This window comes from Streptomyces spiramyceticus, assembly GCF_028807635.1.
GTDB classification, from domain to species: domain Bacteria; phylum Actinomycetota; class Actinomycetes; order Streptomycetales; family Streptomycetaceae; genus Streptomyces; species Streptomyces spiramyceticus.
On the sequence record NZ_JARBAX010000002.1, the window covers coordinates 1905265 to 1927683 of the forward strand.

Consider the following 22419-nt stretch of genomic DNA (forward strand, 5'->3'; position numbering starts at 1 on the left):
CCGCAGAGTTGGGCATCTGCAAGCGTGACGGCAGCCGGGCCACTGACGGTACCGTCCGTCAGCAGTGGGGGCCGGCCAGCGGTTCACGCACCGGCGACTGGTTGAAGGGAACCCGCAGCACTCTGACGTCCCCGGGACGGATGACCGGTCCGCTGTGTACGCAGCGCCCTCAACCGCAGCTGAGGATCTCGGCGGCGTAACGCAGTCACAGGTCACTGGCCATGAACACCCAGCGGATGTCCGTGCAGTGTCGCCCAGGCCTGCGCCTGTGCCGGGTCGAGGAGGCAGTCCGCGCCCACGTGCTCCTGGTGGCCAGCGTCGGCCAGACGGCGATCGGGACACCCAACTGCAGCGTGCCGGGCGACAGTTCCAGCCGTGCCTTCCAGCGGCTCGGGGCCTACGGCACAAGAACAGAAAGGGGCACGTGCTGTGCTGCGCCTGCCTTGGTGAGCGCTGTATATGCGAACGCATCGCCCCGGCCTGCCGCCGGTATTCGCCGAGCGGCCCGGGGGCGGTAGTGGTTCAGCTGAGCTGTGCTGTTGCGGCGTCGATCTCTTTCATGGTGATGTTCTCGCTGCCGCTGCGGATCGCGATGACGGCGGCGGTGGAGATGACGTAGGTGAGGGCTTTGAAGTAGCCGCCGGTGCGCTGGTGCAGTGTGACGGCGTGTTTGCTCAGGGCGTGTTCCTCCAGCCGGTACAGGCTCAGGTCTGTCTCGAAGCTCGCCAGGACGCGCCGGAACATCTCCTGTTCCTCGGTCTTGGTGCCCAGGGGCAGGGGGTGCAGCCAGGTCACCGGCAGCAGCGCGGTGGGTGAGGGGGAGACGGGTTCGGCTGGCTGTCCCGCCTGTTGGAGTCGTACCCGGTTTTCCTCGCTGACCCGGGTCAGCTCTCCGGCCAGGATGCGAGCCTGGTGCAGGCGGTGGCTGGCGCCGGTGCCGCAGAAGACGATGGAGATGCCCAACTTGTCGCGCAGATACTCGAAGTAGGGCAGCACATTCGCCAGGTGCTGCGGCGAGGCGCGGTCGATGTCGTCGATGAGCAGCAGACGGGTCTGCGCGGTCTCCAGGACATAGTTGACCGGCAGGGTCACGTCCTGGTGCTTGCGCATCTCCAGGACTTCCACGAGGCTCTTCGGTTCGGGGTTGAGACCCAGGTAGGAGCCGATCTCCCAGAGCCAGTTCACCCTCGGCTCAGGGTCCGCGGGGGTGGTGATGTGCACCACCGGGATCGTGTTCTGGCGCCTGCCGCCCATGGCGGCTTCGATCTCCCTCTGGGCGGTGCGTCCCATTGCCCGCAGCAGACAGGTCTTGCCGGTGCCCGCGGGGCCGTCGATGACATGGTCCATCAGCCCGTCACGGCGCCCGCTGTTGCGGTGGACCGCCTCGACGACCATCTCCTGCATGTGGGTCATCGCGTCGGTGGGCACCATCCGCAGATGCCGGTGGTAGGCGATGGCATGTTCGTCCGTCTTCCTGTCCTCAGTGGGACTGCTGCCCGCGGCCAGTACGGGCGGCTCCACTTCCTCGTCGACGAAGTGGGTCCAGCCGGTGAGCTGGAACAGCGGCAGAGGCCGCATCGGGGTGTCCTTCAGCTGCTGACGCAGGCGGGCTTCACGTTTGTCACGCAGTTCGATGGATGCCTTCATCATGCTTCTCTCTCGTCACGGTCCTGGCTCACACCGGCAGACCGGCTCCGGGCCGGGAAACCTGTCCGCCCCGGGGCTGGCCTGCGGCTGCATGGTTCACGGCCCCGTCCCGGGCGCCTACATCTCCCATACGTCGCCCTCGTCCCCGGCACCGTCATCGCCGTCCGGATCGAGGTCGTCGAGAATTTCCGCTTCGACGACCTCGTCGGCAGCTTCCGGTGTTCCGGTCGCGGAGGCCTCCGGCGGTCTGTCGTCGCCGTCGTCGGGGAAGAGCGCTGCCAGCGGATGCGGAGCCTGCCCGCCGCTCGGGGGCCGGTCCGCGCCGCCCGTGCCGGCGGGCAGCGCCGGGGCGAGCGGCGTGGACGGGGGCGCCAGGGGGGAGATGGACTGCGCCGGGTAGGGCCGCAGCGTCGACAGGTCGAACTCCTCCAGACCCGCGTAGGGGTCCTGGGAGGGCTGTTCGGCCTCCAACTCCATTCCCTGGAAGGGCGGTTCGGCCCCGGTGCGCTTGGGCGGCGGTCTGCGGCTGCGCCGCCTGCGGTCGCGCTGAGCCAGGGCCAGGGCGATCGCCTCCTCGTCCTGCTCGCTGCCGCCGGCTGCACAGTGCTGCTCGGCGTGTTCCTGCCACATGTCCGCGGTCCAGGGGTCGGTGAGCAGGTGCCGCAGCCGGAAGTCGCACGTCACCCAGGTGCCCGCTGTGTGGTCATAAAGCCACACCCGCTCGGGACGGTAGGGGTTGAAGCGGCATTCCCACTGGCCGTTGCGGCCGGGCAGCTCTGAGCTGCCGCGCAGGAGGATCTCCCTGTAGTGCCCGGCGTCCTGCGCGATGGGCTGGTAGGTCCGGTAGTTGATCATGAAGCCGCCCTTGCCGGGGGTGACCCACCGCGGCAGCAGGAAGAAGCGGTTCTGGGCAGGGGAGAGCGGCACGGCCCGGTAGCCGCTGCGGGCCACCTGGACGGCGTACATGTCGTTGGGCGACAGCACAACGCCCGACCGGAACGGGTCACGCAGTCCCGCATCGGGGGTCTGCTGGTACTCCAGAGCCACCCATTCCTGAGCCATCTGCTGGAGTTCGGCGATCGTGTACAGCGGCATGCGGTCGATACCGCGGCCGCGCTTCTTGTGGCTGCGGCCCTGCCAGCCGTGCCGGACGTGCTGACTGAAGCGGTGCGCGAGGGTGATGAAGAAGCGCTCGACGAGCGGCTTGTCGGGAGCGGTCCTCTTGCGCGCGGGGCGGCGGGCAATACGCAGCCGGTCGCAGACCTCGGTGAAGTGCTCGCTCACATAAGGGCTGCCCTGGTCGTAGATGATCAGTTCGGGGCGGATGACCGGGCGGGCGGCGGTAGCCTCCGTGAACCGTGCGTCCGCCGCCCGAGAGCGCTCCGAACGGCAGGCTGGAGGTGGCGGCCGCGCTGAGCGGGTCCCAGCCGGGCATCACTGGCCAGGGCGCGAGAGCCTGGGCCAGCATCAGGGTCAGGTCGATCGCGCGGGTCGCCTGGCCGGGCTGTCCGCTCTCGGCGTCCTTGGACCGGCTGGGCGTGATCATCAGTGCGCAGAGGCTGTGGTTGGCCACGTCGATCAGCGTGGTCATCTCCGTGGAGGTGGGCCGGCCGTTGTCGCCGCGGGCCAGGAGTCGCAGTGGTGTCGTGTCGACCTGAGTGACCTGTCCGGGCCGCAGCACGGCCTCGCGCCCGCCGTGGGGCAGGGGCGGAGTGGCGGCCAGAGCGGCGCGGGCCCGGGTCGGCCGGTCCAGGGCATCGGCCAGGCCGGATTCCTTCATCCGCAGGTAGAAGGTGGAACGGGAGGGCATCAGCGCGGCCACGGCATCCGGATCGCCGAGTTCTGCACCGTAGCGTGAGTGCAGCAGATCCTCGACCTCTTCGCGGATCAGGTCGATGGTCACGTCCGAATCGTGCGCGCGCCGGGCCACCACATCCTGCATGGCGGTCAGGCAGCGCGGATCGGTGAAGCCCCCTGGTCGTCTGTCCCGCGCGGCGGGGAGCAGGACGACCGGGTTCTCTCCGGCCGCTTTCCACTTTCGTCGTTTGTCGGCGAGGGTGTGGGCGGAGCAGCGGATGCCGTCAGCGGCCAGCCGCGCCGACATGGCAGCGCACCGCTGGGCCAGGGTTGTTCCCGGCCCGAATCCCTGCTCATGCTCGCTTCGGCCCGGCGCCAGACCGGTGTCGATCTCCACCATGCGCTCCTGCCAAAGAGCAGCTTCGTCCTCCTGGTCCTCCCGACGCTCCCACGTTCTGCGCACCGCGCTGTCCGCAGTCGGTGCTGCGCCGCCGGCGAGGACGGCGAAGTCCTCCGTTCCCACCAGCCACCGGTACGACACCGCCCGCGGCGCCTCCGCACCGTCCTGCGGCACCAGCGTGACCACAGGCCCCCGCCATTCCACCGCCTCCCACTCACGCCCCTGCCAGCGCACTCGTGCCCCGATGGACAAAGCCCCCGCACGCCGACTCTCGCCTGTTCCCGCCACGTGCCCCCTCTTTCCGGTCCTCAGGCTGTCCAGGCCGCGGCGTCGGGCAGCAGCGGCTGTGCGCTGTCGAACAGCAGCCGCCGCTGCCACAGCATCCGGTAGGCGAGGTCGAGGCCCGTCAGCTCGTCCAGCCCGCTTGCCGCCACTCCGGCCCGCAGGCCCGTCGGCGACCTGAACGCCTCGAGCAGCGCCCGTCCCGGGCCCTCTTCGCCAGCGGAAGGAAACCGGTAGCCGGCCAGCCATGTCAGATTGCGCCTGCGCATCCCTGACGGCTCGCGCACTTGCCGCACCCGCCAGCCAGCCTCCCGAGCGGCCTCCTCAAGCACCTGAAGCCTCGAGGAAGGCACGCCCTCAGCGCCGGGCGGCTTCAACACCAGCACTTCGCGTGTCCCATTCGTCGTCCGCGCCACGAAATCCGGGCGCCAGCGGCGCTCGCGGCCTTCCGCCCGCCACCTCAGCTCCACCGGGCCGGCACTGAACGCCGCCCAGCTCGGCTCGGAGTCGAGCTCGACCGCCAGCCGCCACTGCCGCAGGCTGCCGCACACCACCGTCTGCTCCCGCGTCGCCACTGGCCAGTAGGTGATGATGCCCTTGCGGCCCCGGTACGGCACCGGTTCGCTCACCGGACCGAACTCCTCCAGCGCCACCCCACGCAGTGCGGCCGCACTGCACGCGCGCACCGGCCCGTAGGGCTCGCGGTACAGAGCCACGACACCCTGCCCCGCGCCCGGCACCCCCTTGCCGTCCAGTAGCGCGCCGGAGGCATTTACCGTGCTCACGCAGACCACCGCCCGCCGCCGCACCGCGGCCCGGCCCCGCGTACCTGCCCGGCCCGCTCCTCCAGCGTCGGCTGCCCGTGCGCAGACCGAGTGGCGAAACCGCACACCAATGGTCCTTGTACCGGCAGTGGCCGATCAGGGTCGAACAGGATGACTTCCAGCACTGGTTCCTCCAAGGCCGGTGCAAGTCAGGCGCAGGCGCGGCTGAGCCCCCGTAGTTGCCAAGAGCCGGTTCAGGACAGGCCTGATCGTGCTTCCAGCGTGCCTGTCGGTGAGGCGAGGCGGCTGTGCCCCGGGGCTAGCGGCAGCCGCACCCTTCTGGTCCTGGCGGCCGGTTGCGCTTCCGCGTCCGACGGGGCCCGGTGGCGGTGCAGCCAGTCCAGCAGCGGGCCCCTGCCTGCCTGGACATCCAGATCCCACGACTCCATCAACGCCTCGGCCTTGCCGAGCCACCGGCCACAGGCGTCCCTGTCCCGGACGTCCGACTGCTCGAACTGGAGCATCAGCTGCGCCAACTGCGCAGCCTCCGGATAGACCACCAGCGGCATCACCCGGATACTGCGGTCCTCCAGCCCGCACGCCCACGCCCGGTGGACCCAGCGCAGCACCATGGGCATCGACCTCCACCAGTCCGCGGCCACCTGGAAGGCGTCGGCGAACAACTCCTCACCGGACCGGCCGAACTGCCTCTTCAGCCGGGCACGTTCCAGATGCGCTGCCACGACTTCGGGGAGCTCCTTCAAGGACAGCCCGCCCTGCGGCTCCGTCCGCGAGTCGTCGCACCAGAGCTGGTGCCGGGCACACACCCGCCAGCTGTCCGATACCAGCCACCAGGCCGGCTCCCTGACCCCGCGGACCTCAGCACATCTCGTGCAGCAGCGCACCAGATGCCCCTCGGAAGGCTGCCACGGCCACTTCCACACCGCATCCCCGTCACCCGGCAGCCGGTGACGCGGGGCAAGCCCGGGCAGCGCCCGCTGCAACACGGCCGCCGGTGCACCGGCCAGCACGGCCAGATACTCGAGCCCCGCCTGGTTGACGTACATCTCGGTGTACTGCGGGTACTTCTCCACCCGCGCCGCATCGCCCGACGACGACCCGACGCCTTGGCCCACCCGCTGAAGGAAATCCGCAAGTCCCAGTCCGTTGGCGTGAGCCAGCCGGTTCACGAACGACCCCGTCGACTCCCCGGGCAGGGGATGAGCCCGAAGCGGAAGGGGCTGACGCGGACCGTAAAGCCCCGGCACCTGCAGCACCACGCCGCCCCTCCTTCTCCGACCACTCCGCACGCCCGCGTTCTATCGTCGCCAGCCGCCGTACAGCCCGGTCAAGGCCCCTTAACTCCATCGGGTGAACCAGGCGGCAACACCGCCACACCTTCCACGGCACGGGTCTGAACCTTGATCCGCAACGAGACGACCCGCTGCCAGGAGGGCGCCGTGGCCACGCTGACGAGCAACGGCCTGAGAACACCACTACGCGGCCACCAGACACTTGCCGTCGACGCCTGCATGAACGAGTTCACCGACGGCGCACCCCGCGTGAGCGTCATCATGGCCACCGGAACGGGAAAGACCCTCGTCGCCCTCAACGCCGCCCAGGAGACCGCACCCCAGGGCAACGCCCTGGTCGTGATGCCCACCCTGGACCTCCTCGAGCAGACAGCCGACGTCTGGCAGCGCGAAGGCCGCCAAGGGATCTACCTCGGCTACTGCTCGCGCGACGACACCCAGGTCCGCTCGCTGCGCGGAATCCTCACCATGGTTCGCGACCCCGGCGAACTCGCCCGCCACGCATCCCTGACCGACGGCCCGGTGAACGTCTTCTGCACCTACCAGTCACTGAACAACCTGACCCAGGCCCACCACGACCACCACCTGCCGCCCTGGGACTTCCTGATCTCCGACGAGGCCCACCGCACCGCCGGCAACCTCCACAAAGCCTGGGGCGTCGTCCACGACAACGACGCCCTGCCCGCCCGCCGCCGTCTCTACATGACCGCCACCCCGCGCGTCTTCGACGAGAAAACCGGCTCACACGTGGCGATCGGCTGCGAAGTCGCCTCCATGGACGACCACAGCCTCTACGGCCCCGTCGTCTACCGCATCTCCCTGGCCGAAGCCATCGACCAGGGGCTTCTCGCGGACTACCGCATCGTCGCCGTCGAGATCAGCGACGACGACCTGCGCCACCTCCTCAGACACGCCTCGATCGCATCAGCTGGCGCCGAAGGCCTGCGCACAGCCGCCGCCCAGGTAGCACTGCTGCGCGCCCAGCACCTCTACGACCTGCGGCGGACCCTGACCTTCCACCGCCTGATCGCATCCGCCGGCATCTTCGCCGAGACCCTTCACGAGACGGCAGCGCTCATGCCCCCCGAGACGCGAGCGCCCCTCCTCGTCGGCACGGTCAACGCCAAGCAGCGCCCCGCCCTTCGCCGGCGATCACTCGTAGACTTCGGCTCCGTCCCGATCATCACCACCACACAGGACACCGCCCCGCAGCGAGCAGTGCTGACCAACTGCCGCTGCCTGGGCGAAGGCATCGACGTCCCCAGCATCGACTCCATCCTCTTCGCCGACGCCAAACAGAGCTCCCTCGACATCGCCCAGGCAGTCGGCCGCGCCCTGCGCCAGAACCCCGGCGACGACAAGATCTCCACCATCGTCATCCCCGTCTTCATGGAACCAGGACAAGATCTCAAGGAAGGAGTCAGACGAACCCCCTACCAACTCCTCTACGACGTCCTCATCGCCCTGAGCGTCTACGACGAGCACGTCATCCACCGCGTCGAATGGGCAAAGGCATCCCAAGAGCCCGACGACGTCCTGGGGCTCGCCGCCCGGCCCGAACGCGCCGACGAGATCATTCCCCTGCTCGACCTCCAGGCGACCCAAGCGCCCCACCGCGTATGGCAGATCGGATTCGACAGCGCCCAGCGCTACTTCAACACCTACGGCCACCTCAACGTCCCCAGCCGCTACCTCGGCCCCGACCGCTTCTACCTCGGCTGGTGGATCGGCCGCCAGCGCTCCCTGCGCATCAACAACATGCTCCTGCCCGAACGCATCGAACAACTGGACACCCTCGGCATGATCTGGCCGCACCCCCCAACCAGCATCGAGTACAAGCTGCGGATCGCCCGGGACTACAAAACCCGCCACGGCCACCTCGCCCCCCACACCGAAGAGACCTTCGGCGGAATCCGACTCGGCCGCTGGATCGCGGAGCGCCGCCGCGAAGCAAACGACCGCACCCTGCCCTACGGCTACCAGCGCGCCCTGAACGAGATCTACCCCTGGTGGAACACCCACTGGCCAAAACACTGGCACCACACCTACGCCCAGGCCCTGGCCGCCGCCCGCGCCGGCAACCTCCCCTTCCCCGACCTGCGCCCCGACACCGACGAGACCCCCCTCACCCGCTGGCTCGACACCCAGATCGACTCCCTCCCCGCCCTCCACCCCGGCCAGCACGAACTCCTGGGCGCCCTCCCGCTCCACCACCCCCTGGCCTTGCTCCTCAGACGCCCACGCGGATACACGCAGATGGCCTTCGCCAGAGGCCTGCGCGCGGCACGCGCCTTCTGGCGAAGCCACCAGCACCTCGACGTGCCCTACGACTACCTCTGCCCCGACACCGGACTCCACCTCGCCGCCTGGCTTGCCGACAAACGCCGCGACCCACTCCGGCTCACCCAAGAACAACGCCACGCACTCGAAGCCCTCGACTTCCGCTGGATCCGCTGACCAGCACGCCTTGCCGCAGCCGGCGAGCGACAGGGCTGTCCACCCTCGGTTCTCCACAGGAGCTGTCGAGCCGATACAGGGTGGCGGGGCCGGAACGGCTGCCCGCGAAGGTCACACGCCGCTGCCCAAGCCCTGGTTCGCTCATAGGCGCGCGCTGACGACGGCACCACTCACACCAAGAGGCTTCTCCCGCGGGCGCGCGAGCCGGGCAGAGAAGTGTCAGACGGAGATGGGCATTGTAGTGGGAAAGTCCGCATGTGCGGAGCGACTGCTGAGATCGCCGCATGTGGTGTGGTGCGCCGTCTTACCGTGGGCCCGTGCCGAGTGGAATCAAGCAATCCGTCCCGGTTGGCTACATGGGCAGCCTGGGGATCCTGGTGGACAAGTACTACAAGCGACCGATGCGCATCGTTGCACTACAGAGCACCGACAGGGTGCACAGCGATTCTCGATGTCCCGCCGTGGCCGGTCGCGAAGGACACACGGACAAACGCCGTGCCCTGTTCAACGCAGACATCGCATCGCGCATGTGCGTCTGTTGTCGTGTGGAGGCCGACGGCCCGCGCGACGAGGGCCTGAGCGCGGCAGTCATCGAGCTGGTGTCCCTCCGCGAGCTGCTCGACGAAGAAGACGAGGAGGAGCAGAACCGTGATGACCCCGGGTACGTACCCAACTTCCTGAGAGCGAACTTCAACCCAGACCACTGGCGCACCATCCAGTCCGACCTGACCAAGACCGCCAGCAGCCTCCAAAGCCACCCCTGGCTGCACCACTGGGCAGCGCCATACCTGATCCGTGCCGCGTCATACGCGGAGCGCCGATGCGAGGAACGCCGCCGGCTCGTTGACGTGGCCGCAATCGAACGAACCGCGGCGGCCCTGTATGAACGCGGGCGGTCCACGCCGCAGCTGGCGCGGATGTGGCCGAGCTGGAGGCAAAGAGAGGCCTACGACAGTCCCAGTCCCGACGACGAGCACTATGACAGGAACGCTCGACTGCGCCCTCCGGACCCGGACCCCAACAGCGCCGCCGCAAACGTGACGATGGGCGTGCGGCTGCCTCCTCTGGGGTTCGACTCGGACGGGCTCCAGATGATCGACACGCTGTCGAACTGGGAGCAAGATGCAATCGCTGCCTACAAGACCGCCGCCCACTGGGCTTCCGGCACGGTCACGCTGACCGTCCCACCCGTAGTCGCTCGCGAACTTCTGTGCCCCGCCAGGAACCTCGACCTCACGGCCTGTGCCCAAGCGGCAAGCGGACAGCCGTCCATGCCCACACGCTCTGCCTGACCCTCGGAAACACGCCCTGCGCCACGACGACGCACTCCCGTCAACGCTCATGCCACCGCAGGCGGCCTGTCGCCCGTCCCTTGCCACGCTCGACGCTGCGCACCCTGCCGCCTCCGGGCGGCCCCGGGACGACGGGCCGGCGTCCACACACGCCACCGTCCCCGCTGCTTTACGCGCCGTTGTCGAGGAAGGGCATGGCACAGCCTTGCACTCCATGTGCGGGGGCTCTCGACCACGCAGGTCGGTGCACAGGCGAATCCGCTCACCCCAGTTTCCAGGTGGCATGCTCTTCCGCGGAGGAGAGGGTCCAGCCCATCAGCATCCCTGTCGCGACCAGGCGCTCGAACTCGTGAAGAAGGCTGCTCGCCGCGAGTCCGCAGAGGCGAGCCACGTGGCCGGTGTCGGCAGAGCCGTCGCGCCGAGACGGACCGGTGAGCGCGTGAAGTCCCACCGACAGTAGCTGCCCCGTCGGCCCGAGCCCGCGAGCGCGGGCCTGACGTGCTGTGCGCAGAGCCCAGTCGGCTGCCTGTCGGCGCACGGCGGAGCTCGGCATGCCGGTCACCGAGTCGGTGAGCCGACCCGTGTGGAGCGAGTCGGTGGAAAGAGCGGGGGTGACGAACCGGCTGTCCGCGAGTTCCTTCCAGGCGCTGCTCATGGATCCGTGGCCCATGCCGTGGACGAGTCCTTTGCGCAGGCGGACAGCGCTTGAGGAGGTGGCGCGCAGGACGGCCTGGAGGGCGAGGAGCCGCGCCTCGGGAGTGGTGTGAAGGGGCAGGGACGCTGCCAGATAGCTGAGCATCTGCCCGGCCAGCAGGGCACTGGCATTGACGTCGCACGGTCGGCGGTGACGTACCGGAACGCGGCGGGGTAGTGGTGAGGGGCGCGCGAGCCTGGTCTCCGGTACGACCGAAGCGTCGGCCGTGGCGTGTGCGCAGGCCGTGCACGCATCGGCGAGGCGCCACAGCCGGCCGCCGCGCTCGCGGGCGAGGACCAGGAGGACGGGGCCGGCGCAGCCGCGGTGGCGCGGATGCCAGTGGCAGCCTCGTTCGTGGCATTGGCATGTCCGCAGGTGCTGGGGGAGAGGACAGGCGCGGGCGTGCTGTGCGAGGTGCGCCAGGGCGGTGGCTCGCGCGGAGCGTCCCTGTAGTGCTTGTGGTGCCGAGGGGCACTGGGGGCAGACCAGGAGCGGCCCTTGGGGGAGAGGGCGCAGTTCGACCACCCAGGTACGTGGCGCGGAAGCGCGCATGATGCACAGCCTCATCGGCCCCCTCGACTCCTTTCCGTCCCCGCCCCATTCGGGCCGGAGAGGCCCTGTCGGGATGCGGGGTGACGGCCGCACACCGTAGTGCAGACATCTGCCCTTCGGGGCGGCCTCCTCCCGCCCGGGCAGATAGGGCAGAGGTCTGCACTGACAGGGCTGGCGTCGCCGCCGTCGGATGGTCGGGTGACGATCTTGCCGCCCGAGCCGAACCTCGAAGCGCTCCGCCTTCGGCTCGCGCAGCTGAGGGGCGAGCGCGGCTGGTCGTACGACGACCTCGCCGAACGGACCGGCAAATCCAGGCGCACGCTCATCGAAATTGAGCAGGGCCGCACCATCGGATCGCTCGACACCTGGCACGCCCTCGGGCACGCCTTCGGCGTTCCCTTCGCCGACCTCTTCGCCGCCCTGTGTGAGGAACACGAGCCGCCAGGGTCCGCCGACTAGCCCCGGACAACTGCCATCCAGGATCACCCGAACCGGTCACCCGTCCCGAACGAACAACCGACCCGTCGGGCGCACGTTCTCAACTCTTGGGCCGGTCGGGCGAACCCGCGGCGACACTCACCGCACTTCCAGCGTGTCACCTGGAAGCTTCACACCCATGCACTCCACCCGCGCCACGCGCCGCCACTCGGACGGCATCCCCAAGACCCGCGGCCGCTGGCGTTCCCTGACCGTTGCCCACGACAGCCCCAGCCGCCTGCTGCGCATCGCCCAGTCCGCCCACTGCCGCGACTGCGGTAACCCGGTCAACTGGCACACCACCAGCAACCGGCGGGCCATCCCGCTCCACCCCTTCGAACTGCCGACCGTCATCGTCCCCGAGCCGCACCGATGGCACCTCGCCTCGGGCATCGCGCACCCCGCGGGCGACGGCAGCCCCTGGTGCCACCTCGCACACCTCACCCTGTGCCCGGCCAGCACCGCCCCCCGCCACCGACGCCGGCATCCTCACCCCAGGGCACCACCCCGAGACCGAGCCCCACCACGACGACTCCTGCACACCGGCGCGCCCCGTCGTCCAGCTCCTCTACGGCCGGTACATCGGCGCCGCCCCCATCCACGACATCCAATGTGTCGCCCAGACCGTACGCCGCACCCGCTGCACCAACCCCGTCCTCGCCCCCGGAACCACCCCAGGACGCTGGACCCTCATGCCGGCCACCCCACACCGCCGTGGCACCCGACAACTTGCCCTGCCCGCATCCGACATCGCCGTCTACGACCTTGGGCACCTCCCCTACGGCGAGCAGGTCCGCTGGCGCGCACAGCGTTGCCCCACCCACGCGGCAATGACCACGGCCCCTGACCTCGCCCTCGCCGACTGGGAACTCCTCGACCCGCTGTTTCACCACCAGTTCCTGGCCACCCGGCTGCCACGCGGAACCCGACGACACGACTGAGCCCCGCAGCGCCCATCAGCGATCTGTCTCAGCGTCACTGCCCGAACCGGAGCACCCTCACGTTGTTCACGCCCACCGACGAACAGGCTCAAGCGGCCGACCGCTTCCATGCCGGAGACCACATGGCCCTTCAGGCCGGCGCCGGCACCGGCAAAACCTCCACCCTCGCACTGCTCGCCCGCAGCACCACACGGCGCGGCCGCTACCTCGCCTACAACCGCGCCATCGCCCAGGAAGCCACCACCCGCTTCCCGCCCACGTCACCTGCAAAACCGCCCACGCGCTCGCCTACGCAGCCCTCGGCCACCGCTACACGCGCCGCCTCGGCGCACCCCGCCGCCCCGCCTGGAAGACCGGACAGGACCTCGGCATCATCAAACCGACCCACATCGCCAGCCACGCGCTCATGCCCACCACCCTGTCCAACACCGTCCTGCGGACCGTGACCCGCTTCTGCCACTCCGCAGACACCACCCTCACCCGCCGCCACGTCCCACCGCTGCGCGGCCTCGACACCCCCGAACACCACCGCGAACTCGCCGACCTCGTCCTGCCCTACGCCAACAAAGCCTGGGCCGACCTGCAGAACCCCGACACCGGAGCCGTCCGCTTCGACCCTGACCACTTCCTCAAGATCTGGTCACTGACCAACCCCAAGATCCCCGCCGACTTCCTCCTCCTCGACGAAGCCCAGGACACCAACCCCGTCGTCGAGCACATCTTCAACAACCAGCGCTACCACGCCCAGCTCGTCCTCGTCGGCGACTCCGCCCAGGCCATCTACCACTGGCGCGGCGCCAAAGACGTCATGACCGGCTTCCACGGCACCCGCCTAACGCTCTCCCGCTCCTTCCGCTTCGGCCCCGCCCTCGCCGACGAAGCCAACCGCTGGCTCGCCATCGCAGACGCCCCCGTCCGCCTGACCGGCACCGACACCCTGCCCACCGAGCTTGGCCCCCTCAACCGCCCCGACGCCATCCTGTGCCGCACCAACGTCGGCGCCATGAAACACGTCATGAGCCTCCTCGCCACCGGCACCCCCGTCGCCCTCGTCGGAGGAGGGGACAACCTGCGCTCCCTCGCCCTGGCCGCCCGCGACCTCAAAGACGGACGCCGCACCAGCCACCCCGAGCTCGTCCTCTTCCCCACCTGGGGAACCGTCCAGGACTACGCCGCGCACGACCCTTCCGGACGCGACCTCCAGCCCCTGGTCGACCTTGTCGGCACCCACGGAACCGACGCCATCCTCACCGCCGTCAGCCGCCTCACCACGGAAGAGCACGCGCAGGTCACCGTCTCCACCGCCCACAAGGCCAAAGGCCGCGAATGGGCACGCGTGCAAATCGCCGACGACTTTAGCCCGCCCAAGGACACCGACCAGCAGGACAGCCAAGGCCGGCCCATTCCAGGACCCATCGACGACAGCGAAGCCCGCCTCGCCTACGTCGCTGTCACCCGCGCCCGCACACGCCTCGACATGGGCGGCCTCGCCTGGATCGACACCCACCCGGACGGAAGGCCCTCGCCGTAGCGCTCTGGCCGCAGACGGTGAACTGCACCCAGGAGAAGAGGTGTGACCGACCGCCCTCAAGTAGCGCTTGATCGGCGGAACTTGAGCGTGAGTCCGGCGCTGGGCTCCGAGGGCCTTCCTGGGCGCCGACGCCGCCGATCCCGGCGGCCGACCCGGTTGAACCTCGACACCGCACGGCCCTACGCCCCGAAGGGCGGCCGGCCCCGACGGCTTCCTCGCGTCCGTCCGCCGGCGTACGGCGCGGGTGCGTTCTTCACCGCGGTCTGAACGCGACCGACCAACAAAAGGACTCTCCTCCCATGTTCGGCACACTCATGCTCATGGCCGTTCCCGCCCTGCTGTTCCGGCTGCTTGGCGCGTTCGGCGTCAGACGGTTCGCGACCTGGTGCGTGTCCGTTCTGCACGGCCTCGCGGTCATCGCTGGTGTTCACGGCGAGTGCCCGCTTCGCCCCCTCCGCCGTCGGCCCCATACCCGGCCACCACGACCTGGTCGCGATGGTCCCGCCGTTCGTGCCCTTCCCCCGACTCGCGGTCTACGCGACAGGAGTCCTGGAACTCCTCGGCGCCGCCGACGCCGTCGCCCGGGCCGCGAGAGCGGAACCGCGCCTGCGCATCGTGGCCGGGATGCATGCGTCCCGATCCATCAGCCCGAACCTCATGCATCGCAACAGCAACAAAGGACATCGAATTTCACACTGCATGGGAAGAAGTCATGGCGGAAAGAATTCGCCTGGCGGCTCGCTGCGGACTGCGAATTACGGACTTGCCGCCTGTCGGCCAGTGCGCGGGGACTCTACGACTATGCGACTTCACCTCATGCGCTGGGTCCTCGACCCCGTGACCAGCTGGCAGGCCCTGCGGGAGTCCAGACGAAGCCGTGGACGCACCTCATTTGACGTGGCCTGGCGGCAGGCAAGGGTCGCCCGGCATCCCGACGAAGCCCCCTACCTGTGGCACGGACATGGGGCAGCAGCCGAAACGGATCACCGGGAAAGCGACCCGTGCTGACCGGTCAGATGGCCTGATCCGCACCAATGGAATTCGGTCGAGGCCGGAATATCCCTCCCAGCAGGAAATTTCCGCCACATTCAAAAAAGCGCTCATCGAAGCCCGGATGCTTCGTGAGAATCAGGGTTCTGTCAATCCGGACAACGGGGGAGTGGAATATGCCGGATCCTGTGGAGATCGCGCTGATCAGTTCAGCTGTACCTGCCACTCTGACCTTCCTGTACCAGCGCCTGGAGCACCTGCTCAGCCCCCGGCACGCGGAACCCGAGCAGGACCTCGCGCTTCCCGACACACTGGTCGGCACGCTCCAGCTTCCCCTGCAGCCGGACCAGGAGCAGCTCCAGGCCCGGCAGGCCGAGCTCGGCTTGCTCTACGGCTTCCTCGAGGAGTACGCAAGCCGAGAGCCGGAAGTACTGACCCCAGAGCAGGGTCTCCTGCGCAGCATGGGGAAGCTGCGCGCCATCCTGGAAGACGTCTACAACCAACGCCTGACCTTCGCAGGCGAGGACCGCCCCGCCTCCGGTCCGTTCGTGGACCAGAAGCTGACCACGCTCACCGGCGAGGCCACGGGCATGGACGCCGACGAGATCACCGGCAACGCAAAGGTCACCCAGCAGGTGGAGACAGTTGAAGCCGGCGCCCAGCTGACCGGTATGAAAGCACGGCGGATCGGCGGATAGCGGCGCCGCAACACCTCCCCGGTGCGCACCCGCGCAACAACACCAACTGTCCGAAGGGCCGCGCGTTGACGCTGAACGAACCCACAGCACCCAGACAGCCCACCGAGCTGCCCGCACCTGCTGCACCTTCGGCTGGCCATCCAGCCGAAGGCATCAGCGCCGCCCCGATTCCCGCTACCGACCCTGTCGAACCCGTAGCCGAGACGGTCTCGACCGCCGTTGGGAACATTGCCGACCCGGCTGAGCACATTGCGCCGCCCACGACAGAGCAACCACCTGAGGCGGCACCTGTGGGCGGCACCGCACCCGAAGCCGGCAACCTCGCCGACACCGGCATGAACGACACCAGCGCAGCTGCAGCACAAGTCGACCAGACCGTCACCACCAACAACGGCACACTCATCGGGATTCAGAACAACCACGAGATCCAGCGTCTGCGGGGGATCCCTCTGACGGACGACTGGATCCGCCGTCGACTCGGCGGCTATGTCGGAGACGACGACACGGCGAAAGCGCTCGGAGCGATTCTCGACATCCACCGAGTGGGGGTCATCCACGCCGGCGCCGGTACCGGCCCCATCCCCGGCTCGACGAACTCCCACGCCCAGACCGTCAGATTGTGCGAGGAGAAGCCCGGCTGGGAGTACTGCTTGTTCCACGCCTTCAGCAGACGCACCACCCGCCGGCGGGTACGCCGCAGCGACTGCGCCCCGCCGGTGAAGAGCTCGACGTGCCCCTCCGGGTCGGACGCCTCCCAGCGGTCGGTCTCCAGGTTCGGGATCCACAGCCCGCCCCCCTCCTTCCGGGTGAGGGCCACGACCAGGTCCACCGTCGGGTCCTGGCCGTCGACCGGCTCCCCGAACGTGACCTTCGGACCGCGCTTGGAGGTTCCGCAGCGTGCCTTCGGGTACACCTTGCGCACTGCGGGACCGAGCAGCGCGCACAGCTCGCCGGTGATCGCGGTCGGCGTCTCGCCGCCCCCGTCCGGCCCGAGCCGCGGATACACGCGCCGGTCCAGGACGACTCCGCCGTCACCGTCGCCGACCGGGTGGATGAAGGTGTGCTGGGGCAGCGAACCACTGCGGTAGGTCCGCAGCGCGCCCGTGAAGCCGATGGCGCTCGAGCGGACCAGGTCCAGCCGCGTACGTGCCTGCGCCAGCGGCTGCGGGTGGGCGTCGATCTGGTCGCGGATGTCGTTGAGGATGTCTTCGGTGTATCCCATGGAGGTTGTCCGTTCAGGTGAGGGGCGCCGAGCGCCGCACATCGCCCGGGACGTCCCCGGGCGGAGCCGTCACTCGGCGGCTCACCCTCCTCTGACGTCACACCGTCGAGATCGTCCGGGCGGCCCTCACCTTCGCCGCTGTGAGCAGGTCAGGAACAATCGCGGCAGACCTTGCTCGCACCCTCGAACCGGGACGGAGCCAGGACCATGAAGCAGCGCTCGCAGGGACGGTCGCTCCGCCTTCTGGCGGCCGTGCAGCCACAGTGCCCCTGCCCGCACGAAGGCTCCCCGCACTCCGCACACGCCAGCTCGGTGATCTTGAACGACTCACCACACGTCTCGCACTCCCACCAGGAACCGAACCGAGAGGTCCCGGTTCGAGGGCGCGGCGCCGTGAACGCGCGCCAGGCCACGCTGTCCTCGGCGAGCACAGCGATCAGGTAGTCCTCGTCACACCAGGCCGCCTGCCCGTACAACAGATCGCTGCGCTCGCCGGACCTGTAGACCACGAACGTCTTGTCGCGCTCGATCGTGGCACGGGTACCCAAGGCCGCGGCCAGGAGCGGGGTCTTCGACTGATCGGAACCCCCAGCCGGCGGAATCATGCCGTGAGCCGCGGCAAACAGCACCCGGCCCGCGGCATCGAACAAGACGACCACGCCACCGCCGGCCAGATACTGCGCCGCACGCACACAGCACGCCTCGCGCGATGCCAGGGAGGTGCGGAACATGGCAACGACATCATCGGCGGAGGGCCCCCGGCGGCGTACGTCCGCGGTAATCTGCGCATCCGGCACGAGCACGCGCGCAGCGAAGGCGTCACACGCCGCTTCCTCGAAGGCTTCGGAGTCCTCCCAGTCGAACAGGCGCTGCCCCAGCTCCGGGTCGGTCTGCTGGAGATGGTGGCCCAGCTCGTGCAGGCCGGTGAACCCCCGGCGCCGAAGCGAGCGGGCCGTCCCGACCACCAGGGTCGGGGGATCGGTCTCCGGCCGGTAGCTGCCGGCGACCGAACACCGGCCACCGTCATCCGACGCGGCCTCCAACGACACCCGGATGTCCGCCCAGCGGCCCAGCTCGGCCAGCGGATCCACGCGCAGCGCTTCCAGAGCACCGGGGTGCAACCGCTCAAGAGCCGAGATCATCGCCTCCGCCTGACGCGGAGCCTCCTCGGTGAACCGGAGCCGTGTCACGCGCCGCCCTTCACACTGCCCTCGCCGCCGAGGAACTGCCGCAGACGCGCGTCCCAATCGGCCACCCCACCGCCTGTCTGACGAGCGGCCAGCGCAAACGCGCCGTAGCCACCCGAAAGCCGCGCCTGCGCCTCACTGACCTCCAGCTGCCGCGCACGGCGTACCCACACCGAACGCCACCGCGGGTGCTCTGCGGCATAGACAAGATCAGCAGGCAGAGGACGGACCGTACGGGTGATCTGCTCTGCAGGCAGCCCGGTCGCCGAAGCGATGGCATCGATCCGGTCGGGAGGCAGCGGAATCTTGCCGCGAAGCAGCTTCATGACCTCCGGCTGTGGCATCTCCAAGGCAGAGCACAGCGTCCTCAAGTCCGGCCGGGCACCGAGCAGCGACGCCAGGGTCCCGGCAGGTCGCCCGCTCTCTTCAACCGGCAGACCGGGTGCATGCCGCAGATATTCCAGATCATCAGTGAGGCCGGCTCGTACCTCAGCGTCCGGCTCCAAGGCGGAACGGATCGGCTGTCCCCCACGCACTCCTGCCGCAGCCAGCGCCGGCCGACCCTGGGCCTGGGCTGCGGTGCACCCCACGATGTCGTCGTCCCAGACATCCACTACGCGCTCCAGCACGCGCATGGGGACACAAGAGACCAGCCCTGCCCACACAGTGGCGTCAACCCCGAACGCAGTACGTGACCCGTCCACCACCACGCTGGTCTCGTCCTCACCTGGCGGGTCGATCGTGACGGGGACCGCGTTCACCTCACGGGCGTCCACATCCAAGACCAGCACGAGCATGCTGACCTCGTCCCAGCGCGCCCGCCACACCTGACCAGGCTCAAGCTCCGCCTGAGCCGGATCACCAAAACGCTCTCTCAGCCCTGCCTCCGACAGAGCACGCGGCCCACGTACCTGCCGGGCCAGATCCAGGAAACGCTGCGGCACTCCCGAGTCACCCATGGTGTCCTCCCGCATCCATCGACTGAGCAGGCCTCCACCATCGACTGACGTCATACCGGACAGGACGTCCGGCCCTGGCCACACTCATCGTGTCTGCACCGCTTCGCTGCACAGCCGGATCACCTCCGACCTCACTGAACGTACCCCGTGCCCGTCTCCGTCCCCGACCAGCTGCTGCAGCTTCTCCTTCAGGCACGCCCCGCGGTGATACGCCTGGGAGCGGCCGCAGCCCAGAAGCGTCTGAATCTCCCCAGGACGGTCCAGATACGCGACCATGTGCTGCTCCTGAGGGCTGAGCATGGCCACGATCTCTGCCGCGACAGACGCCGTCCTGGCCTCGTCATCGCGAGCAAGCACAATCTCCTCCGCAGAGGCATACGGACTGACAGTGACCTGCGCTCCCGCATCCTCCGGGAGCGACACAACGACCGGATCCAGCACCACTGGAAAGCGAGCCGTGAACACCTCGACCAAGTGCGCAACCTCCATCGACCCGGCGGCGGCGACCAAAACCGTATCGATCACCGCCTCTATCGACGCTCTGTCGGCGACGGGAGCGCGACGCGTTTCACTCGTCCATTTCGGGATCTTGATGTTCGGCACGGCGTACGCGGCTTCGACAAGCCGCTCGGAGGGACCTGACCAGGGCTGCACCGTGGTTCCGGACAACCGCCACCTACCGGCCCCCGCCTCGCCCGGCGGTACCGCCTCGAAGGCACTGCTCTCCTTCAGCACCTTCTCCACCGAGCGCCCCAACGACACGACCGCCGTTTCCTTTACTTTCTAAAACATATCTTATCTCCATACTCCCCTGCCAACCGCACCAGACCTGAAACCTATCTCTCTATCATTCTTATTTTCTTCTTATTATGTTAATTCCCTCCCTCTACAATATCACTGTCCAATATTTATTTTTCTAATACTTACATTCTCTAAACCGTTGCTAAATCTTTAATTACTTTCCTACACTCTTTCTAAGATCAATCTACTCTCATCATACTGATCACCTCCCTGTTCTTACACAATACTTTCCCCTAATCTCTTCTAATATCACATTCATAACTAAAACCATCGCTTTCTATCTCTCTGTTATTCTCTCCTTCATAAAAACTCTTCTCCTCTATACCCACTCTCACTTCCACCCCTCTAACCTACCACCCCAGTAATATTTCTCATCATTTCTCCTACTAGACTATATTTCCTACCCGCATTCTCCAATCCTTTTGAGCTCATTTTTGATTTATCTATAACTAATTTCGCCGTTTCATATAATATAACTCTCACCCTTCAAATTTTAAATCTCCTTTTACTTAGAAACTTAATCTTACCCACTTTACTCATTTAAATAATTCTAATTATGTAGCTTGAGTTATATTTGTGTCTTCTAATCTGTCTTCTTCTAATATGTGTGCATCCTTTATCACTACCTGTGTGTGTGTGTGTGTGTATGCACACACCACTTCTATATACTTATTTATGCATTATTTTCTTCTTCCTCATCATTAAAAACTCATATTCCTGATGAGAGATAGAGTATAGTGTAGTCACGTTCGCTCTCATAGATAGACGAGCATCATACCACTCTCTTCTATATTCATACTTCTATCCCTCAGCATGTCTCACTCTTCCACTCCATATCCCAGTCACCTGTGTAACTCATCTATCATATCTACTCCATACCTTCCACTATCTAAAATATACCCTTAACTCTTCCCCTCCTATCTAACCATCCTCCCTCTTCCCCTTCCCACCTCACTAACTCACTCTCAAACCATCCCTATCCCCATTGTACCCCTATCATCTACTCCTTTCTATATTCTTATTTACCTCTCTTCACCTCTTTCTTTATAATTTCATCCCCCTCTTATACTCCCAATTCAACATCCATTTATATCCTCCCTCATCATTTACATTCTTTCTCTCACAAAAACCAAACTAAATAAAATACAAAACAACCCACCACAAACACATCACCCCAAACACCACAAAAAAAACTCACAAAACTATCTCCTGTGTGTGTGGATGTCTTGTACATCTACCACACCCATTTACCTATATGTATAGATATCACACACCAAACACAACCTCATCTACCATCTCTAACTCTCTCTCTTCTCTCACTAATGATATAGATATATCCACAACTTCTCAACATAGTAGAGATACTCCCCCCACTAACCACACACAACAACACACAACACCAACCAAAAACAAACACAACACTCACTGACTCCCACCCCAACCCAAAAAAACCAAATCTCTCAGATAGAAAACATAGACTAGAGAACACACTCTCATACACTCTCACATCTCACAACCCACTATATTACTCACTCATCTCACCCCCATCGACACACCACCAAAACCACCCCCAAAAATAAACACCCCCCCCCTCCCCCTCTCCTCTCTCCAGATACTCACTGATACTCTCACCCCCTTCACCCTACCCATAGTATATAATGTAGACTTACTCCTCATCACTCACACCCTCTCATATGTATATACACTCATAGATAGATATACACCCCTACAACACCAACACCCACCTTCCAAATACCCATAACCCCAACAACAAAACACACAAACACACCAACAAAAGAGTATATTCAACAACTCCACACACTCTCTCTCCCACCCCCCTTCCCCCCACTCGACCTTCACAACATACAAAAAACAACCACCCCCCACCAAATATCTCCACCTAACCTCACACCCCAAGACGCACTCACACACACAAACCACCAAAGATGTATATAATGTGTCTGACGCACGCATCGCCATCCTCTATCAGATCTCGTTGTGTCACAACATGTGTGTATTGTGTGTGTGTTGTCCAATTTCCAATCAACCCCCCTATCACTCTCTACAATGATGTATGTGATTCTCTCAACCTTCTCTCTCTCCCTCTCCCCCTCTAAACCAATAAAACACCCCACTCCTCCCTCCTCCTCCATACTCTTATACCCCACATCACACTCTCTCTCAATAACACATGATGTGTGTGTGTTCCCTCTCATATCATGTAACACATAACAAACAAAATAAACCCACTACTCACTCCATCTTCTCTCTCTATACTCTTAATACCAACTCCACAGAGATCACTGTAGACACCTCCTTCTCATCACACCCACCCTTCTCTCAACCTAACAGTCAGAGAGAGTAGAAAAATTTCATCCCTCTCTAAAAACACTAATATAACATCCCCAGAGATAG

Annotated in this window: 15 protein-coding genes and 2 pseudogenes; 8 read left to right on the forward strand and 9 right to left on the reverse strand. The window is 65.9% G+C overall.

Annotated features, from left to right (window positions below; translation table 11 throughout):
* Nucleotides 1-522 precede the first annotated feature (522 nt).
* Nucleotides 523-1650 (reverse strand): AAA family ATPase, encoded by a 1128-nt coding sequence (locus PXH83_RS32225; RefSeq protein ID WP_274565129.1) that lies wholly within the window; start codon nucleotides 1648-1650, stop codon nucleotides 523-525.
* Nucleotides 1651-1764: 114 nt separating this feature from the next.
* On the reverse strand, nucleotides 1765-2931 hold the full coding sequence (locus tag PXH83_RS32230; RefSeq protein WP_274565131.1) for a hypothetical protein: 1167 nt from the start codon (nucleotides 2929-2931) through the stop codon (nucleotides 1765-1767).
* Between the two features lie 74 nt (nucleotides 2932-3005).
* Between PXH83_RS32230 and PXH83_RS32235 the strand changes: the two genes are divergently transcribed.
* On the forward strand, nucleotides 3006-3305 hold the full coding sequence (locus PXH83_RS32235; protein WP_274565132.1) for a hypothetical protein: 300 nt from the start codon (nucleotides 3006-3008) through the stop codon (nucleotides 3303-3305).
* 847 nt (nucleotides 3306-4152) lie between these two features.
* Here the strand turns inward: PXH83_RS32235 and PXH83_RS32240 are convergent.
* Nucleotides 4153-4911, reverse strand: coding sequence for a TnsA-like heteromeric transposase endonuclease subunit (locus PXH83_RS32240; protein ID WP_274565133.1), 759 nt, complete (start codon nucleotides 4909-4911; stop codon nucleotides 4153-4155).
* A 233-nt stretch (nucleotides 4912-5144) separates the two neighbouring features.
* The gene (locus PXH83_RS32245; RefSeq protein WP_338054929.1) at nucleotides 5145-6200 is read right to left on the reverse strand and encodes a TniQ family protein; all 1056 of its coding nucleotides are present in this window, start codon (nucleotides 6198-6200) and stop codon (nucleotides 5145-5147) included.
* A 150-nt stretch (nucleotides 6201-6350) separates the two neighbouring features.
* Between PXH83_RS32245 and PXH83_RS32250 the strand changes: the two genes are divergently transcribed.
* The gene (locus PXH83_RS32250; RefSeq protein ID WP_274565135.1) at nucleotides 6351-8660 is read left to right on the forward strand and encodes a DEAD/DEAH box helicase; all 2310 of its coding nucleotides are present in this window, start codon (nucleotides 6351-6353) and stop codon (nucleotides 8658-8660) included.
* Between the two features lie 317 nt (nucleotides 8661-8977).
* Nucleotides 8978-9952, forward strand: a complete 975-nt coding sequence (locus tag PXH83_RS32255; RefSeq protein WP_274565136.1) for a hypothetical protein — start codon at nucleotides 8978-8980, stop codon at nucleotides 9950-9952.
* Nucleotides 9953-10214: 262 nt separating this feature from the next.
* Here PXH83_RS32255 and PXH83_RS32260 read toward each other — a convergent pair whose 3' ends face one another.
* Complete coding sequence (locus PXH83_RS32260) at nucleotides 10215-11198, reverse strand: hypothetical protein (protein ID WP_274565137.1); 984 nt, start codon at nucleotides 11196-11198, stop codon at nucleotides 10215-10217.
* Nucleotides 11199-11396: 198 nt separating this feature from the next.
* Here PXH83_RS32260 and PXH83_RS32265 point away from each other — a divergent pair, with 198 nt between their 5' ends.
* From PXH83_RS32265 to PXH83_RS32285, 5 genes and pseudogenes are all read left to right on the forward strand, one after another.
* On the forward strand, nucleotides 11397-11657 hold the full coding sequence (locus PXH83_RS32265; protein WP_274565138.1) for a helix-turn-helix transcriptional regulator: 261 nt from the start codon (nucleotides 11397-11399) through the stop codon (nucleotides 11655-11657).
* 157 nt (nucleotides 11658-11814) lie between these two features.
* Nucleotides 11815-12090, forward strand: a pseudogene (locus tag PXH83_RS32270) (DUF6083 domain-containing protein); the annotation flags it as partial.
* Between the two features lie 277 nt (nucleotides 12091-12367).
* Nucleotides 12368-12616 carry a hypothetical protein gene (locus PXH83_RS32275; RefSeq protein WP_274565236.1) on the forward strand — a complete coding sequence of 83 codons (249 nt, stop codon included), beginning with the start codon at nucleotides 12368-12370 and terminating at the stop codon, nucleotides 12614-12616.
* Nucleotides 12617-12738: 122 nt separating this feature from the next.
* Nucleotides 12739-14147, forward strand: a pseudogene (locus PXH83_RS32280) (UvrD-helicase domain-containing protein).
* Nucleotides 14148-15313: 1166 nt separating this feature from the next.
* Nucleotides 15314-15835 carry a hypothetical protein gene (locus PXH83_RS32285; RefSeq protein WP_274565139.1) on the forward strand — a complete coding sequence of 174 codons (522 nt, stop codon included), beginning with the start codon at nucleotides 15314-15316 and terminating at the stop codon, nucleotides 15833-15835.
* A 484-nt stretch (nucleotides 15836-16319) separates the two neighbouring features.
* On the opposite strand, the gene PXH83_RS32290 is transcribed toward PXH83_RS32285, so the two are convergent.
* From PXH83_RS32290 to PXH83_RS32305, 4 genes are all read right to left on the reverse strand, one after another.
* Nucleotides 16320-17057 carry a nucleotidyltransferase family protein gene (locus PXH83_RS32290; RefSeq protein WP_274565140.1) on the reverse strand — a complete coding sequence of 246 codons (738 nt, stop codon included), beginning with the start codon at nucleotides 17055-17057 and terminating at the stop codon, nucleotides 16320-16322.
* Nucleotides 17058-17206: 149 nt separating this feature from the next.
* Nucleotides 17207-18247, reverse strand: a complete 1041-nt coding sequence (locus PXH83_RS32295) for an ImmA/IrrE family metallo-endopeptidase (RefSeq protein WP_274565141.1) — start codon at nucleotides 18245-18247, stop codon at nucleotides 17207-17209.
* Nucleotides 18244-19218 carry a hypothetical protein gene (locus tag PXH83_RS32300; protein ID WP_274565142.1) on the reverse strand — a complete coding sequence of 325 codons (975 nt, stop codon included), beginning with the start codon at nucleotides 19216-19218 and terminating at the stop codon, nucleotides 18244-18246. The genes PXH83_RS32295 and PXH83_RS32300 overlap by 4 nt, the downstream gene beginning before the upstream one ends.
* Before the next feature lie 69 nt (nucleotides 19219-19287).
* Nucleotides 19288-19947: a hypothetical protein gene (locus tag PXH83_RS32305; protein WP_274565143.1), complete on the reverse strand. Its 660-nt coding sequence runs from the start codon at nucleotides 19945-19947 to the stop codon at nucleotides 19288-19290.
* Nucleotides 19948-22419 lie beyond the last annotated feature (2472 nt).

What these genes read in the sequence shown, in the direction of transcription:
- PXH83_RS32225 (WP_274565129.1), bottom strand. Translation starts at nt 1,650, where the DNA reads ATGATGAAGGCATCCATCGAACTGCGTGACAAACGTGAAGCCCGCCTG.
- PXH83_RS32260 (WP_274565137.1), bottom strand. Translation starts at nt 11,198, where the DNA reads ATGCGCGCTTCCGCGCCACGTACCTGGGTGGTCGAACTGCGCCCTCTC.
- PXH83_RS32275 (WP_274565236.1), top strand. Translation starts at nt 12,368, where the DNA reads ATGCCGGCCACCCCACACCGCCGTGGCACCCGACAACTTGCCCTGCCC.
- PXH83_RS32285 (WP_274565139.1), top strand. Translation starts at nt 15,314, where the DNA reads ATGCCGGATCCTGTGGAGATCGCGCTGATCAGTTCAGCTGTACCTGCC.
- PXH83_RS32290 (WP_274565140.1), bottom strand. Translation starts at nt 17,057, where the DNA reads ATGGGATACACCGAAGACATCCTCAACGACATCCGCGACCAGATCGAC.
- PXH83_RS32300 (WP_274565142.1), bottom strand. Translation starts at nt 19,218, where the DNA reads ATGCGGGAGGACACCATGGGTGACTCGGGAGTGCCGCAGCGTTTCCTG.